Genomic DNA, 12,866 nt, shown 5'->3' with positions numbered 1-12,866 from the left:
AATAGCATCGAGTGTACCAGATTTGTCTCGTCATCAGGCATAATGGCGCTTGAGTTCAATCAAAGAGAGAAACAACAATGCAACAGCAAAATAACCCGCTGATTGAACAGTTTCTTGATGCCTTATGGCTGGAAAGAAACCTGGCTGAGAATACACTAGCGTCATATCGTCTGGATTTACATGCATTAACCGGATGGTTAGAACATCACGGCAGTGATTTATTGCGTGCAGGTTCGCAGGACTTGCAATCCTTTCTTGCTGAGCGCATTGAAGGCGGCTATAAAGCGACCAGTTCGGCACGCTTACTCAGTGCGATGCGTCGTCTGTTCCAATATTTATACCGCGAAAAGCTGCGTGAAGATGATCCGACGGCTCTGCTCTCATCACCTAAATTGCCGCAACGCTTACCTAAAGATTTAAGTGAGGCACAGGTTGATAGGCTGCTCAACTCACCCAATGTTGATATTCCGCTAGAATTGCGCGATAAAGCCATGCTGGAAGTGCTTTATGCCACGGGCTTGCGGGTATCGGAGCTGGTGGGGTTGACCATCAGTGATGTCAGCCTGCGTCAGGGTGTGGTGCGAGTTATTGGTAAAGGAAATAAAGAGCGGCTGGTGCCATTGGGCGAAGAAGCGGTGTACTGGATTGAAAACTACATGGAGCATGGGCGTCCATGGTTGATTAATGGCCAGTCACTAGATGTGCTGTTCCCCAGCAATCGTAGCCAGCAAATGACCCGACAGACTTTCTGGCATCGCATCAAACACTATGCGATCCTTGCAGGTATTGATAGTGAACGGCTTTCACCCCATGTATTACGGCACGCTTTTGCCACGCACCTACTGAATCACGGTGCTGACCTGCGTGTGGTACAAATGTTACTGGGCCACAGCGATTTGTCGACAACCCAGATTTATACTCATGTAGCTACGGAACGTTTGAAACAGCTACATCAACAGCATCATCCACGTGCATGATTGTTTTGTAGAAAAACGATGTTGTGTGGAAAGAGATAGGATTCATAAATGAGAAAAAGTTTATTGTTACTGCCGGTGTTCATCGCCGCATTCGCCGGCCCGGTTAACGCAGATGATGCCGCTATCCAACAGACGCTAAAAAAATTAGATATTCAGCAAGCTGATGTCCAGCCTTCGCCGATCCCAGGTTTGAGCACGGTGATGACCGAAAACGGAGTGCTTTATATCTCAGCCGACGGTCAGCATCTGTTGCAAGGGCCACTGTATGATGTGAGCGGTAGCCAGCCAGTCAATGTGACCAATCAGATGTTGGTGAAAAAACTTGAAGCATTAAGCAGTGAAATGATTGTGTATAAAGCACCGCAGGAAAAACATGTTGTTACGGTGTTTACCGATATCACCTGTGGTTACTGCCATAAGTTGCATGAGCAGATGAAAGACTATAACGCGCTGGGCATTACTGTGCGTTATCTGGCGTTCCCACGTCAGGGCTTAAGTTCTCAGGCAGAAAAAGATATGCGATCCATCTGGTGTATGGCTGATCGTAATAAAGCGTTCGATGAAGCAATGAAAGGTACCGAGATATCACCGGCTACCTGTAAAACAGACATTAGCAAGCATTACCAGCTCGGCGTGCAGTTTGGTATTCAGGGCACGCCTGCGATTGTGCTGCAAAACGGCACTATCGTTCCCGGTTATCTGGAGCCGAAAGAGATGTTGGCAATGCTGAATAAGCATCAGGCTTCCTTAAAAGCGGCGGGTTAATCACCCGTGACACTCAAAACTCAACTTCGTCGTCGTGAGGCGGCGGATGACAACCATTTACCGGCGCAATTGCATCCGTTGCTGCGCCGCCTCTATGCCAGTCGTGGGGTTAAAACTGCGACAGAACTGGAACGAGGCGTAAAAGGTCTATTGCCCTGGCAGCAACTCGATGGTATTGATGCCGGGGTTACCCTGTTACAGCAAGCACTGGCTGACAAACGGCGTATCGTGATTGTCGGCGATTTTGATGCCGATGGTGCCACCAGCACTGCACTGGCAGTACTGGCTTTGCGCAGCATGGGTGGCAGTAATGTTGATTACCTGGTGCCCAATCGCTTTGACGATGGCTACGGGCTTAGCCCGGAAGTGGTTGAACAGGTCGCTGCCCGTGGTGCGGAATTGATCGTCACGGTTGATAACGGTATTTCTTCTCATGCCGGGGTGGATTTGGCCCATGCCTTGGGCATTCAGGTGCTGGTTACCGACCACCATCTGCCGGGTGAAACCTTGCCAGCGGCTGAAGCTATCATTAATCCGAATCTGGTTGGTTGTGATTTTCTCTCCAAATCACTGGCTGGGGTGGGTGTTACCTTCTATCTGATGTTGGCATTGCGCGCCCGTTTGCGAGAGAGTGGTTGGTTTGAGCAACGAGCTTTAGCCGTGCCCAATCTGGCTGAACTATTGGATTTAGTGGCGCTGGGGACGGTTGCGGATGTGGTGCCACTGGATGCCAATAATCGGATTCTGGTCCATCAGGGATTAAGCCGTATTCGTGCGGGGAAATGCCGTCCAGGGGTCCGTGCACTATTGGAAGTCGCCAACCGTGATGCCCGTCAATTGGCTGCCAATGATCTCGGCTTCTCCCTTGGCCCACGGCTTAATGCTGCTGGTCGTCTCGATGACATGTCTATTGGGGTTGCACTTCTTCTCACTGACGATATCGCTCAGGCCAGAGCTTTAGCAATCGATTTGGATGCTCTTAATCAGGCGCGCCGAGAGATAGAGCAGGGGATGCAGGTTGAGGCGCTGCAACTGTGCGACCAACTGGAACGTACCAGCACGACATTGCCCTACGGCATTGCGATGTACCATCCAGAATGGCATCAGGGTGTGGTAGGGATTTTAGCCTCGCGCATCAAAGAACGTTTTCATCGGCCAGTCATTGCTTTTGCCCCAGCGGGTGAGGGGTTACTGAAGGGGTCGGGGCGCAGTGTGGCTGGGTTACATATGCGCGATGCTCTTGAGCGACTGGATACATTGAACCCAGGATTGATGCTGAAGTTTGGCGGCCATGCAATGGCGGCGGGATTATCATTGGAACAAGATAAATTCGATGAGTTCCGTCAGCGTTTTGCCGATTTAGTCGGTGAATGGATGGATGCCTCACAATTGGAAGGCGTTATTTGGTCCGATGGTGAACTGAAAGGCAACGAATTATCGCTGGAAACGGCGGAGTTGTTGCGTGATGGTGGCCCCTGGGGGCAGTCTTTCCCAGAACCGGCATTTGATGGCAAATTCCGTATTTTGCAGCAACGGCTGGTGGGGGAGCGTCATCTAAAACTGATGATTGAGCCGCTAAATGGCGGTCCGCTACTCGATGGTATTGCGTTTAATATCGATACCACCTTATGGCCGGACAGCAGTGTGCGTGAGGTTAAGCTGGCTTACAAACTCGATATCAATGAATATCGTGGTAATCGTAGTGTTCAGTTGTTGGTCCAGCATTTGTGGCCTTATTAGGCAACATTCCAATGAAGCCCGATGAGCTGGCTCAGGCCAGTGATTCGGGTGAATAAGTCGCGTTAACGCCACTGTGATTTCAAGTAAGCAGGAAATATAGTCAACGAGCTATAAACCGCCGGACAGATCCGTTAGAATTACCAATTCTGTGCCCTAAATAATTCGAGTTGCAGGAAGGCGGCAACTGAGTAAATTCCGATGAGTTGACGTCAGTCAATGATCCGGGTGAACGAAGACAGCCAACACCCATGCAGCTTGAAGTATGACGGGTATAATGACATTCCGTCATCTACGACTCAACGTAAGACTCAAAACCATGTTTGAAATAAACCCGGTAAAAAACCGAATTCAGGACCTGTCTGATCGGACAGACGTTCTCAGGGGGTATCTTTGACTATGATGCCAAGAAAGAGCGACTGGAAGAAGTAAACGCCGAGCTGGAACAGCCCGACGTCTGGAATGAACCTGAGCGTGCGCAAGCGCTGGGTAAAGAACGTTCTGCGCTAGAAGAGATTGTCTCGACCATTGATCAATTGGATCAAGGTATGGAAGACGTTTCCGGCTTGCTGGAATTGGCGATTGAAGCTGACGATGAAGAGACTTTTAACGAAGCCATTGCCGAGTTAGAGATCCTTGACGGCAAGCTGGGCCAGCTCGAATTCCGCCGCATGTTTTCTGGTGAATATGATAGCGCCAACTGCTACCTGGATTTACAAGCGGGTTCTGGCGGTACTGAAGCCCAAGACTGGGCCAGCATGCTGCTGCGTATGTACCTGCGCTGGGCTGAATCAAAAGGCTTCAAAACTGAAATCATCGAAGAATCTGATGGTGATGTTGCAGGCCTGAAGTCTGCCACCATTAAGATCATCGGCGATTACGCCTTTGGCTGGTTACGTACTGAAACTGGCGTTCATCGCCTAGTTCGTAAAAGCCCATTTGACTCCGGTGGCCGTCGTCATACCTCTTTCAGTTCTGCTTTTGTCTATCCAGAAGTTGATGACGATATTGATATCGAAATCAACCCGGCAGATCTGCGTATTGACGTTTACCGCGCATCCGGTGCGGGTGGTCAGCACGTCAACAAAACGGAATCTGCGGTACGTATTACCCACCTTCCGACCAATATCGTGACTCAGTGTCAGAATGACCGTTCTCAGCATAAGAACAAAGATCAAGCGATGAAACAGTTGAAGGCGAAGCTGTATGAGTTTGAGATGCAAAAGAAAAATGCTGATAAACAGGTTCTGGAAGACAATAAGTCTGATATCGGTTGGGGTAGCCAGATCCGTTCTTATGTACTGGATGACTCCCGTATCAAAGATTTGCGTACCGGCGTGGAAACACGTAACACGCAAGCGGTACTGGATGGTGATCTGGACAAATTCATTGAAGCAAGTTTGAAAGCCGGGCTATGAGGAACTGAGATGTCAGAGCAAAAACCACAAGTCGCTGAGCAAGCGCAAGAACCAGAACTCAATAGTGAGTTACAAGCTCGTCGGGAAAAGCTGGCCTTGCTGCGGGAAAAGGGAATTGCGTTCCCTAATGATTTCCGTCGTGAGCATCTCTCTGACCAGCTACATGCTGAGTACGGCAGTAAAGAGAATGAAGAGTTAGAAGCGCTGAATATCGAAGTCACCGTGGCTGGCCGTATGATGACTCGCCGTATTATGGGTAAAGCATCATTCGTCACACTACAAGATGTCGGTGGCCGTATTCAGTTGTACGTTTCCCGCGATGATCTGCCGGAAGGCGTTTATAACGAAGAATTCAAAAAGTGGGATCTGGGCGATATTCTGGGTGCTCGTGGCAAGCTGTTTAAAACTAAAACCGGTGAGTTGTCTATCCACTGTAGCGAACTGCGCCTGTTGACTAAAGCGCTGCGTCCGCTGCCGGATAAATTCCACGGCTTGGCTGATCAGGAAACCCGTTACCGTCAGCGTTATTTGGATCTGATCGCTAACGATGAATCTCGCCATACTTTCAAAGTTCGTTCGCAGGTGATGTCTGGTATTCGTAGTTTCATGGTGGAAAAAGGCTTCATGGAAGTCGAAACCCCTATGATGCAAGTGATCCCTGGTGGTGCTTCAGCGCGTCCGTTTGTGACTCATCACAATGCGCTGGATATCGATATGTACTTGCGCATCGCGCCAGAACTGTATCTGAAACGCCTGGTTGTTGGTGGTTTTGAACGTGTATTCGAAATCAACCGTAACTTCCGTAATGAGGGAGTTTCCCCGCGTCATAACCCAGAGTTCACCATGATGGAACTCTATATGGCGTATGCGGATTACAAAGATCTGATCGTGCTGACTGAAGAGCTGTTCCGCACTCTGACTGAAACCGTATTGGGTAGCAGTGTGGTGCAGTATGGTGAGCAGACATTCGATTTCGGTAAGCCTTTTGCCAAACTGACTATGAAAGAAGCCATTTGCAAATATCGCGCTGAAACCAATGTGGCAGATTTGGACGATATGGACAAAGCTTTGGCTATCGCCGAGTCATTAGGCATTAAAGTTGAGAAGAGCTGGGGCCTGGGCCGCGTTCAATGCGAGATCTTCGAAGAGACCGCAGAAAGCCACCTGATTCAGCCTACTTTCATTACTGAATATCCAGCAGAGGTTTCTCCGCTGGCACGTCGTAATGATGATAATCCGTTTATCACTGACCGCTTTGAGTTCTTTATCGGTGGCCGTGAGATTGGTAACGGTTTCTCAGAGTTGAATGATGCTGAAGATCAGGCTCAGCGTTTTGCTGATCAGGTTAGTGCTAAAGAAGCTGGCGATGATGAAGCGATGTTCTACGATGAAGACTACGTCACCGCGCTGGAACATGGTTTGCCGCCAACTGCTGGTTTGGGCATCGGCATCGACCGTATGGTGATGTTGTTTACCAACAGCCACACCATCCGTGACGTTATCCTGTTCCCAGCGATGCGTCCGGTTAAATAAGTTTATTGTGGTAGCGGTAATCTATAAGGGTGCTACGGCACCCTTTTTACTAAGCAAAAACCGCCATAGTTATACTTGGTTTAATCTAATCGCTTAAAATACCGGCGCTTAGACCATATCTTCGCTTGCCCACGAGAAAGAACCGGTTATAATGCAAACCGCACACCGAAGCGGGTGTAGTTCAATGGTAGAACGAGAGCTTCCCAAGCTCTATACGAGGGTTCGATTCCCTTCACCCGCTCCAATCTAACGTCTTGCAGTATCTCCCGAAGTACATCAAACCCAGTCAGAGCAAGGTTTAGGCCACTGTTGTTGTCTCTTGACGGCTATTGTTGCTCACGGGAATCCACATACAAACGTGTATAGTTATCTGTATAGAAATTCTCTACACTCCAAATTCTATACACATCATGTTTTATACACTCTGGATTCTATACACATGGCACTCACGGACCTTGAGATACGCTGTGCAAAACCCCAAGAGAAGCCCTACACCAAAGCGGATGGTAATGGATTGTCGCTGCTGGTGGAGCCAAATGGCTCGAAAGGTTGGCGCTTCAGATACCGTTTTGCTGGCAAACCTAAAATGCTTTCATTGGGCACTTATCCTGCTGTCTCGCTAACTGAGGTAAGGCGAAAAAGGGATGAGGCTAAAAAGCTGGTTATGGTGGGTATTAACCCCAGTGATTTAAGAAAAGAACAAAAGTTAGTGCAGCAAGGAGAGGGTAGTAATACCTTTGAAGCTATCACCCGAGAGTGGTATCAGCGGCGTTATGATAGATGGTCTGAATCCTATCGTTTAGAAATGATGAGCACGTTTGAAAGAGACGTTTTTCCATATATCGGTTACCGGCCAATCAAAGAAATTAAACCACTTGAGCTAATGGCCGTGCTGTCCAAGTTAGAAAAACGGGGTGCCACTGAGAAAATGCGTAAGGTTCGGCAGCGATGTGGTGAGGTTTGGAAATACGCCATCATCACAGGCCGAGCCGAATATAATCCCGCCCCTGACCTTGCCAGTGCTTTTGCTCCCCAAAAACGCGAACACTATCCACATCTTACGATTAATGAAATCCCTGAATTTCTTTCTAGCCTTGCCAGTTATAGCGGCAGCATGTTGGTTAAATTGGCTATGCGGTTGCTGATCCTCACCGGTACCCGCCCGGGTGAATTGCGGCAGGCCGAATGGGCAGAGTTTGATTTTGATAATGCCTTATGGGAGATCCCCGCGGTGCGAATGAAGATGCGTCGGCCACATATGGTGCCGCTTCCGGATCAAGCCATTACGATACTAAAGCAGATTCAACCTATCAGCGGGCGCTATCAGTTTGTGTTCCCCGGCAGAATACAGCACAGCAAGCCTATCAGTGAGATGACACTCAATGTACTAATCCGACGTATCGGTTATGGCGGCAGGGCCACCGGCCACGGTTTTCGCCACACAATGAGCACTATTTTGCATGAGCAGGGTTTCAATACGGCCTGGATAGAAACACAATTGGCACACGTCGATAAAAACAGTATTCGCGGCACCTATAATCACGCTCAATATCTGGATGGTCGTAGAGAAATGCTGCAATGGTATGCCGACTATATGGATAGCCTGGAAAATGGTGAGAATGTAATTCATGGCAGATTTGGGAAACGGGCATAGGGGAGGGATATTTGCTATCTGGCTGAAATAGTTATCCAAACTTTTTAAAGGCATCTCACGATGCCTTTTTGCATTTAGGGGTTATTCGGCCTCGAGAGGCTCACTGATAGCTTGATGATATGTTTGATGTAGCAGGTCTATTTGCTGCCATAGGACGAGATTGAGTATTTCTTTTGCAGCGGGTTGATCAAGCACGACAACGGCGTAAATGAGCGCACGGCAATGATCAATGAGGTCTTCCACTTCGCGGGGCGAGTTATCGTACATGGCGCACCTCCGACCGGAGAGTGGCGGCCAGTGATGCTGGCGGGTGAAGAAAAGTGGTAAGGCAAGGGGCTTTAGTCGTCGAATCCATGATGACAACCTCTCAGTTGATGGCTTTAAAATCACCACCAAGAGACGCTAACCTCAAGAGGGTGGTGAGCTGAACGAGGTTAGCGTAACCGGTCAACAGAGAACCCGGCGCATCTTTCGATGCCCCCGTCCAGCCCACCATTGCTTTTTCACAGGTGTAACTGTACCCGCACATAGTAACCGCCTGTGCGGTCGTGCGCTCTATTGAATTCCGGGACGCTAATCACGGCAGCGGAATTTGCCGCTGCGAGGGCACTATATCCGGCCATTCTCTACTGTTCAATTAACCAGTGGTAAATTAGGACAAATATTTTTGTAGATGCGAGAGGGGCCGCATTTGTGGGTGTAATATGTATTTAATGCATCGATATCAATTATTATTTGGATTCAAAAAACAGTTTTAAATAAGATTAAAATTAGTAAATAATTAGGTTTTTGTGTTGACCATACTTACATATAGCTTTACTATTTGACCATAACAGCGGATGTGATCACTTATAAAAGTGAGGAAACGGTGGTCAAGGTTGACTGGTCGAGGAAAGCGGTTAAGCAGTTACTTTCAATAGATGTCAGATATCGAAAATCCATCAGTGAAAAAGTGAATAAACTGACAGATTTCCCTGCTGTTGATTTGGATATCAAAAAGTTACAGACCGGTGATAGCCAATATCGGATGCGAGTGGGAAATTACAGGATTATTTTTCAGATTATAGAGGGAACTCCTGTGATATGTACGATTCAGGAAGTTAAACGCCGAACCACAACAACCTATTAGGTTGGCTCAGTAGGTTTCCCCTCAAAGGCATGGCGTTATTTTTCTAAACTAAGGTGAATAAGATGGCAAAACTACAATACATTCATGATGAAACAGGAAAGCCTCAGTTTGTGGTTTTACCCATCGCCGAGTACCAGCAACTTATCTCTAATGCGAAGTACGAGGATATTCCCTATGTTGCTGATCACGATGATGATCAGACCATCCCGAATGAAGTTGTTCAAATCATGGTAAACGATGGTGTCAGTTTGCTGGCTGCATGGCGTATCTACCGTGGTTTTTCGCAATATGAAATAGCAGAACTACTTGGCACCACCCAATCCGCGGTATCTCAATGGGAAGCCGTAGATTCTCGCCCACAGAAGAAAACCAGAGAAAAATTAGCAGCAATTTATAAATGCCGGGCGGCACAGATGATTTTGTAAATGCTGTAATAAAAATGACTGGCTTCGTCACATCAATAACCATAACTTATTGATATTTATTAAATCATATGCAAAACAAACCTACTAGGTTATTTTCTTGCTATAAATAACCTAATAGGTTATATTTATCGAGTAAAACTTGCTCAAGGATGGCAATGAAATGGAGAAACGGACTCCGCATACTCGTTTACTAAAAGTAAAAGAATTGGTATTGAAAGGGAATGTTAAATCGACTCGAACTGCCAGAGATGGCGCTGAAGAGTTGGGGCTGAGTTTTAGGGATATGTGTGATGTAGTTTGCGAACTGACTAGCGCCGATTTTTATAAAAGTATGACGACACATCAAGATCATACGATTTGGCAGGATGTTTACCGCCCCATGCTTTCGTGCGGTAGAGTTTATTTGAAAATCACGGTTATCGATGATGTTTTGATTGTCTCGTTTAAGGAGTTTTAATGATGAAATGTCCAGTTTGTGGTGGTGCAGAATTAATCCACGAAGCGCGTGACGTCCCCTTTACCTATAAAGGGCGTAAGTTCATCGTCGAAGGCGTGATAGGACAACATTGCCCGGCATGCGGTGAAACAATCATGACTGAAGCTGAGTCCGATACCTATGCAGCAAAAACAATGCTTTTGCGAAAAATGGTTAATACAGAATCGATTGCACCCGCATATATTGTGCAGGTGCGAAAAAAATTGGGTCTAAACCAGCGGGAAGCTAGTGAGATTTTTGGAGGTGGAGTGAATGCTTTTTCGCGTTACGAAAAGGGTAAGGCGTTGCCACACCCATCAACGATAAAATTGTTGCAAGTGCTTGATAAACACCCTGAGTTATTGAATGAAATCAGGTAGTTGTTTGGGGGAGCAAGATACTTTTTAATGTAATTTTTGCGGCTGATGGGATAGGGATATAACGCAACGTCCCCACTCCTCCATCTTCTCCCCACTCCCAACCCTTCACCCCCTTCACCCCCTTCACCAAGCAACAAGATCGCCCCCACACCCCTTGCCCGCTCTGGCCTCAGCCTCTCTGAATACTCCCCCTCAGACTCTTCAGCAACTGTTCAGGTGTTCAGTTTTTAATACCTGCCATCCACGAATTAATGAATACCTCTGAATACTGACTGAACAGTTATTGGTAAACTATTCAGTCGGTTTTTATCTTTGTATTTCAATTAATTAAATCTATTTCTGAACACTCTGAATAAGCCAGAGGTGAGAAATAATTAGTGGGGTGGCTCTTCCGGTTGCGGATGGTGGGGCAGTGCCAGAGCGGGGAGCCAGTCATTGGCGGTGTCGGATAAATCCATGTTGTAGCGGAAGCCTTTGTCTGTTCTGGCTTTTTTGTATTCTGCACCGAATTCTTTCATTACTTTGGGAAAGTCTTTGCCGAATTTGGTTAACGATAATGAACGCTGATGGCCGTAAGCCTCCATATAAGCCAGATAAGCGTGATACAGATAAATACGCGGAGCGCGCGGGGAAATTGCCAGCGTTCCCATATACATACCGACCGCTTCGCCCAGCTCGACAATGTGGGCGCAGAAGCCATAAAGCGGGTCGGCATCCCGCTTAACCCCCATCGCCTCCCGTGAATCTCGCTGCTCAAGTAGCAACTTTCGCGCATTGTCCTGATCGGCGAATTCGGCCAGCAGGCAGCGGATCACCACCGGCAGTTCTGCCGCGATTTTCTCGCCGATCAGCGGATCTTTATCCGCCTCTTTCACTGGATGGTTGAACGCGAAAATCACCCGCCGTCGGGCAATACCGCCTTGCCGCTCGGTGAAACTCATCGGCTCGTTATTGGTCGCCAGCACCACGGCGGTTATTAAAGTGCTGAATTGTTTCTCATATTTGCCGTCGATTTCCACTAAATCTCCGCCAGTGATGGCCTTGATACCCGCCCCCTCACCGACATACTTCACCTGATCGGGCAACGTAATCAGGCTTTTGCCGACAAACTGCGCGCGCCCTCTGGCCTGATCAAGCGCCGCCATATTGCCGGAGGCGGTGTTCTGGCGGCCAGCCAGCAAGGTGGCGATGTGGGTGAATACCGATTTCCCGCTGCCGCCCTCGCCGGTGACCTCGAGGAATAATTGCCAGTCGAAGCGGTTAGACAGGATCATGAACAGCGCGGCTCTGATGCGGGCCATTTTGGGTAATTCGTCATTGGCCGCATGGGCCAGCCACTTGGCGAAATGGGGGGCGTGGCGTGCCAGATTTTCGTCTGGTCGCGGTTCGGTGAATATGATGTCGTTATGATGCTGCAACCAATCATTGGCGCAATGCGGCCAGAACTGTCTGGCTTTCAGGTCATAAACCCCATTCTGAAAGCCGATCAAGTGGCGCGACGGCTCGGCCATGATCGGGATTTGCAGCTTCATCGCTTCAATGGCATTGCGGATACCGGCCGGTGAATAAGGCGTGTCGTTGGCGTTGAAAATCATCACCAGTTCGCGCCGCAACACACCATCGGGCAGCTTATCCCAGCGCTCGCCATCATAGTGATAAACCGTTTCACTCTCGGTATGCACCGCAATCTGCCCGTAATGTTCGGCCAATAACTGCCCGCGCTGGCTGGCGGCCATTTGCGATAATGTCGGATATAACCCTTTATTTTCAGACGCTTGACTCTCCGGCGGCGGCTGATACAAACCATGATAGAAGCTGTTACGCGCCTGCCCGGTACCGGCTTGCTGGCGGTAATCATCCCAATCGGCTTTATACGGGGTCGGCGGCAGTGTCACCCAACCATCGACCACGCTGGCCACTTTTTCTGCGGCCAGTTGGCCGGTATTAGCAGCACCTTGCGGGTTCACATCATTATCAGCCGCAATGATGATTTTCGCGCGAGGCCAACGGGTGCGGCATGCCAGCGCCACCGGTAACAGATTACCGGCATCGATGGCGGCGATAACCGTATTAAATGGCTGTCGTTATCCGCACCAATTGGATCAACAACCTTCATCATCTCGAAGCGTTGAGTGTGAACAAAAGCGAATAGGTTGGCCACATAGCCTCCACCGTAGCCCCAGCTTTTGGCAAATGATATGCAGCGACTTAATGTGCGATCATTGTTCTCCGCATCTGCATATGAAGGATTAAGCCCTATGAAAAGTGTATACGGTTTTGATTCGTCCCAGACTCTCGATAATGAGTAACGATATTTACCACACGGTGAAAAAATCGCGTCTTTAATCATTCAATTATCCTCAGTGAATGAAG

At 48.4% G+C, this 12,866-nt stretch carries 12 protein-coding genes, 1 tRNA gene and 2 pseudogenes; 11 read left to right on the top strand and 4 right to left on the bottom strand.

The window, feature by feature from the left end; genetic code table 11:
* Nucleotides 1-77: 77 nt before the first annotated feature.
* The 7 genes from xerD to ACWJJO_RS18025 all read left to right on the top strand — a co-directional run bounded on the left by xerD (nt 78) and on the right by ACWJJO_RS18025 (nt 8,084).
* Nucleotides 78-977: a site-specific tyrosine recombinase XerD gene (gene xerD / locus ACWJJO_RS18055; RefSeq protein WP_005185989.1), complete on the top strand. Its 900-nt coding sequence runs from the start codon at nt 78-80 to the stop codon at nt 975-977.
* Between the two features lie 48 nt (nt 978-1,025).
* Complete coding sequence (gene dsbC, locus ACWJJO_RS18050; protein WP_083162767.1) at nt 1,026-1,742, top strand: bifunctional protein-disulfide isomerase/oxidoreductase DsbC; 717 nt, start codon at nt 1,026-1,028, stop codon at nt 1,740-1,742.
* Nucleotides 1,743-1,748: 6 nt separating this feature from the next.
* Nucleotides 1,749-3,482, top strand: coding sequence for a single-stranded-DNA-specific exonuclease RecJ (recJ, locus tag ACWJJO_RS18045; RefSeq protein ID WP_372569585.1), 1,734 nt, complete (start codon nt 1,749-1,751; stop codon nt 3,480-3,482).
* Nucleotides 3,483-3,798: 316 nt separating this feature from the next.
* Nucleotides 3,799-4,897, top strand: a protein-coding gene (prfB, locus tag ACWJJO_RS18040) for a peptide chain release factor 2 (RefSeq protein WP_102970535.1) whose coding sequence is annotated in 2 segments (ribosomal slippage) — nt 3,799-3,873 and nt 3,875-4,897 — 1,098 coding nt in all. Because the reading frame shifts where the segments join, the coding sequence is not laid out codon by codon here.
* Between the two features lie 9 nt (nt 4,898-4,906).
* A complete protein-coding gene (gene lysS / locus ACWJJO_RS18035; protein WP_481091323.1) occupies nt 4,907-6,430 on the top strand; it encodes a lysine--tRNA ligase in 1,524 nt (507 codons plus the stop codon).
* 170 nt (nt 6,431-6,600) lie between these two features.
* Nucleotides 6,601-6,674: transfer RNA gene (locus tag ACWJJO_RS18030), tRNA-Gly, on the top strand.
* A 195-nt stretch (nt 6,675-6,869) separates the two neighbouring features.
* Nucleotides 6,870-8,084: a tyrosine-type recombinase/integrase gene (locus ACWJJO_RS18025; RefSeq protein WP_481091322.1), complete on the top strand. Its 1,215-nt coding sequence runs from the start codon at nt 6,870-6,872 to the stop codon at nt 8,082-8,084.
* Between the two features lie 81 nt (nt 8,085-8,165).
* On the opposite strand, the gene ACWJJO_RS18020 is transcribed toward ACWJJO_RS18025, so the two are convergent.
* Nucleotides 8,166-8,351 (bottom strand): hypothetical protein, encoded by a 186-nt coding sequence (locus ACWJJO_RS18020; RefSeq protein WP_186374462.1) that lies wholly within the window; start codon nt 8,349-8,351, stop codon nt 8,166-8,168.
* A 100-nt stretch (nt 8,352-8,451) separates the two neighbouring features.
* Nucleotides 8,452-8,613 carry an ash family protein gene (locus ACWJJO_RS18015; RefSeq protein ID WP_005174987.1) on the bottom strand — a complete coding sequence of 54 codons (162 nt, stop codon included), beginning with the start codon at nt 8,611-8,613 and terminating at the stop codon, nt 8,452-8,454.
* 339 nt (nt 8,614-8,952) lie between these two features.
* Here ACWJJO_RS18015 and ACWJJO_RS18010 point away from each other — a divergent pair, with 339 nt between their 5' ends.
* The 4 genes from ACWJJO_RS18010 to ACWJJO_RS17995 all read left to right on the top strand — a co-directional run bounded on the left by ACWJJO_RS18010 (nt 8,953) and on the right by ACWJJO_RS17995 (nt 10,493).
* Nucleotides 8,953-9,213 (top strand): type II toxin-antitoxin system RelE family toxin, encoded by a 261-nt coding sequence (locus ACWJJO_RS18010; RefSeq protein WP_005166028.1) that lies wholly within the window; start codon nt 8,953-8,955, stop codon nt 9,211-9,213.
* Nucleotides 9,214-9,275: 62 nt separating this feature from the next.
* The gene (locus tag ACWJJO_RS18005; protein WP_020283553.1) at nt 9,276-9,638 is read left to right on the top strand and encodes a helix-turn-helix domain-containing protein; all 363 of its coding nucleotides are present in this window, start codon (nt 9,276-9,278) and stop codon (nt 9,636-9,638) included.
* 160 nt (nt 9,639-9,798) lie between these two features.
* Entirely contained in the window at nt 9,799-10,095 is a 297-nt protein-coding gene (locus ACWJJO_RS18000; protein ID WP_420072884.1) for a type II toxin-antitoxin system MqsR family toxin, read from the top strand.
* Nucleotides 10,095-10,493 carry a type II toxin-antitoxin system MqsA family antitoxin gene (locus ACWJJO_RS17995; protein WP_049562359.1) on the top strand — a complete coding sequence of 133 codons (399 nt, stop codon included), beginning with the start codon at nt 10,095-10,097 and terminating at the stop codon, nt 10,491-10,493. The genes ACWJJO_RS18000 and ACWJJO_RS17995 overlap by 1 nt, the downstream gene beginning before the upstream one ends.
* A gap of 374 nt (nt 10,494-10,867) precedes the next feature.
* Here ACWJJO_RS17995 and ACWJJO_RS17990 read toward each other — a convergent pair.
* Both ACWJJO_RS17990 and ACWJJO_RS17985 read right to left on the bottom strand, forming a co-directional pair.
* Nucleotides 10,868-12,571: pseudogene (locus tag ACWJJO_RS17990) on the bottom strand (primase-like DNA-binding domain-containing protein); the annotation flags it as partial.
* Nucleotides 12,556-12,843, bottom strand: a pseudogene (locus tag ACWJJO_RS17985) (DUF1643 domain-containing protein); the annotation flags it as partial. The pseudogenes ACWJJO_RS17990 and ACWJJO_RS17985, both read right to left, overlap by 16 nt.
* Nucleotides 12,844-12,866: the final 23 nt, after the last annotated feature.

The organism is Yersinia antarctica (genome assembly GCF_056636475.1).
The sequence above is the reverse complement of the archived record's forward strand: the minus strand, read 5'-3'. Positions and strand labels throughout refer to the sequence as shown.

What these genes read in the sequence shown, in the direction of transcription:
- xerD (WP_005185989.1), top strand. Translation starts at nt 78, where the DNA reads ATGCAACAGCAAAATAACCCGCTGATTGAACAGTTTCTTGATGCCTTA.
- dsbC (WP_083162767.1), top strand. Translation starts at nt 1,026, where the DNA reads ATGAGAAAAAGTTTATTGTTACTGCCGGTGTTCATCGCCGCATTCGCC.
- lysS (WP_481091323.1), top strand. Translation starts at nt 4,907, where the DNA reads ATGTCAGAGCAAAAACCACAAGTCGCTGAGCAAGCGCAAGAACCAGAA.
- ACWJJO_RS18025 (WP_481091322.1), top strand. Translation starts at nt 6,870, where the DNA reads ATGGCACTCACGGACCTTGAGATACGCTGTGCAAAACCCCAAGAGAAG.
- ACWJJO_RS18020 (WP_186374462.1), bottom strand. Translation starts at nt 8,351, where the DNA reads ATGTACGATAACTCGCCCCGCGAAGTGGAAGACCTCATTGATCATTGC.
- ACWJJO_RS18015 (WP_005174987.1), bottom strand. Translation starts at nt 8,613, where the DNA reads ATGTGCGGGTACAGTTACACCTGTGAAAAAGCAATGGTGGGCTGGACG.
- ACWJJO_RS18005 (WP_020283553.1), top strand. Translation starts at nt 9,276, where the DNA reads ATGGCAAAACTACAATACATTCATGATGAAACAGGAAAGCCTCAGTTT.
- ACWJJO_RS18000 (WP_420072884.1), top strand. Translation starts at nt 9,799, where the DNA reads ATGGAGAAACGGACTCCGCATACTCGTTTACTAAAAGTAAAAGAATTG.
- ACWJJO_RS17995 (WP_049562359.1), top strand. Translation starts at nt 10,095, where the DNA reads ATGATGAAATGTCCAGTTTGTGGTGGTGCAGAATTAATCCACGAAGCG.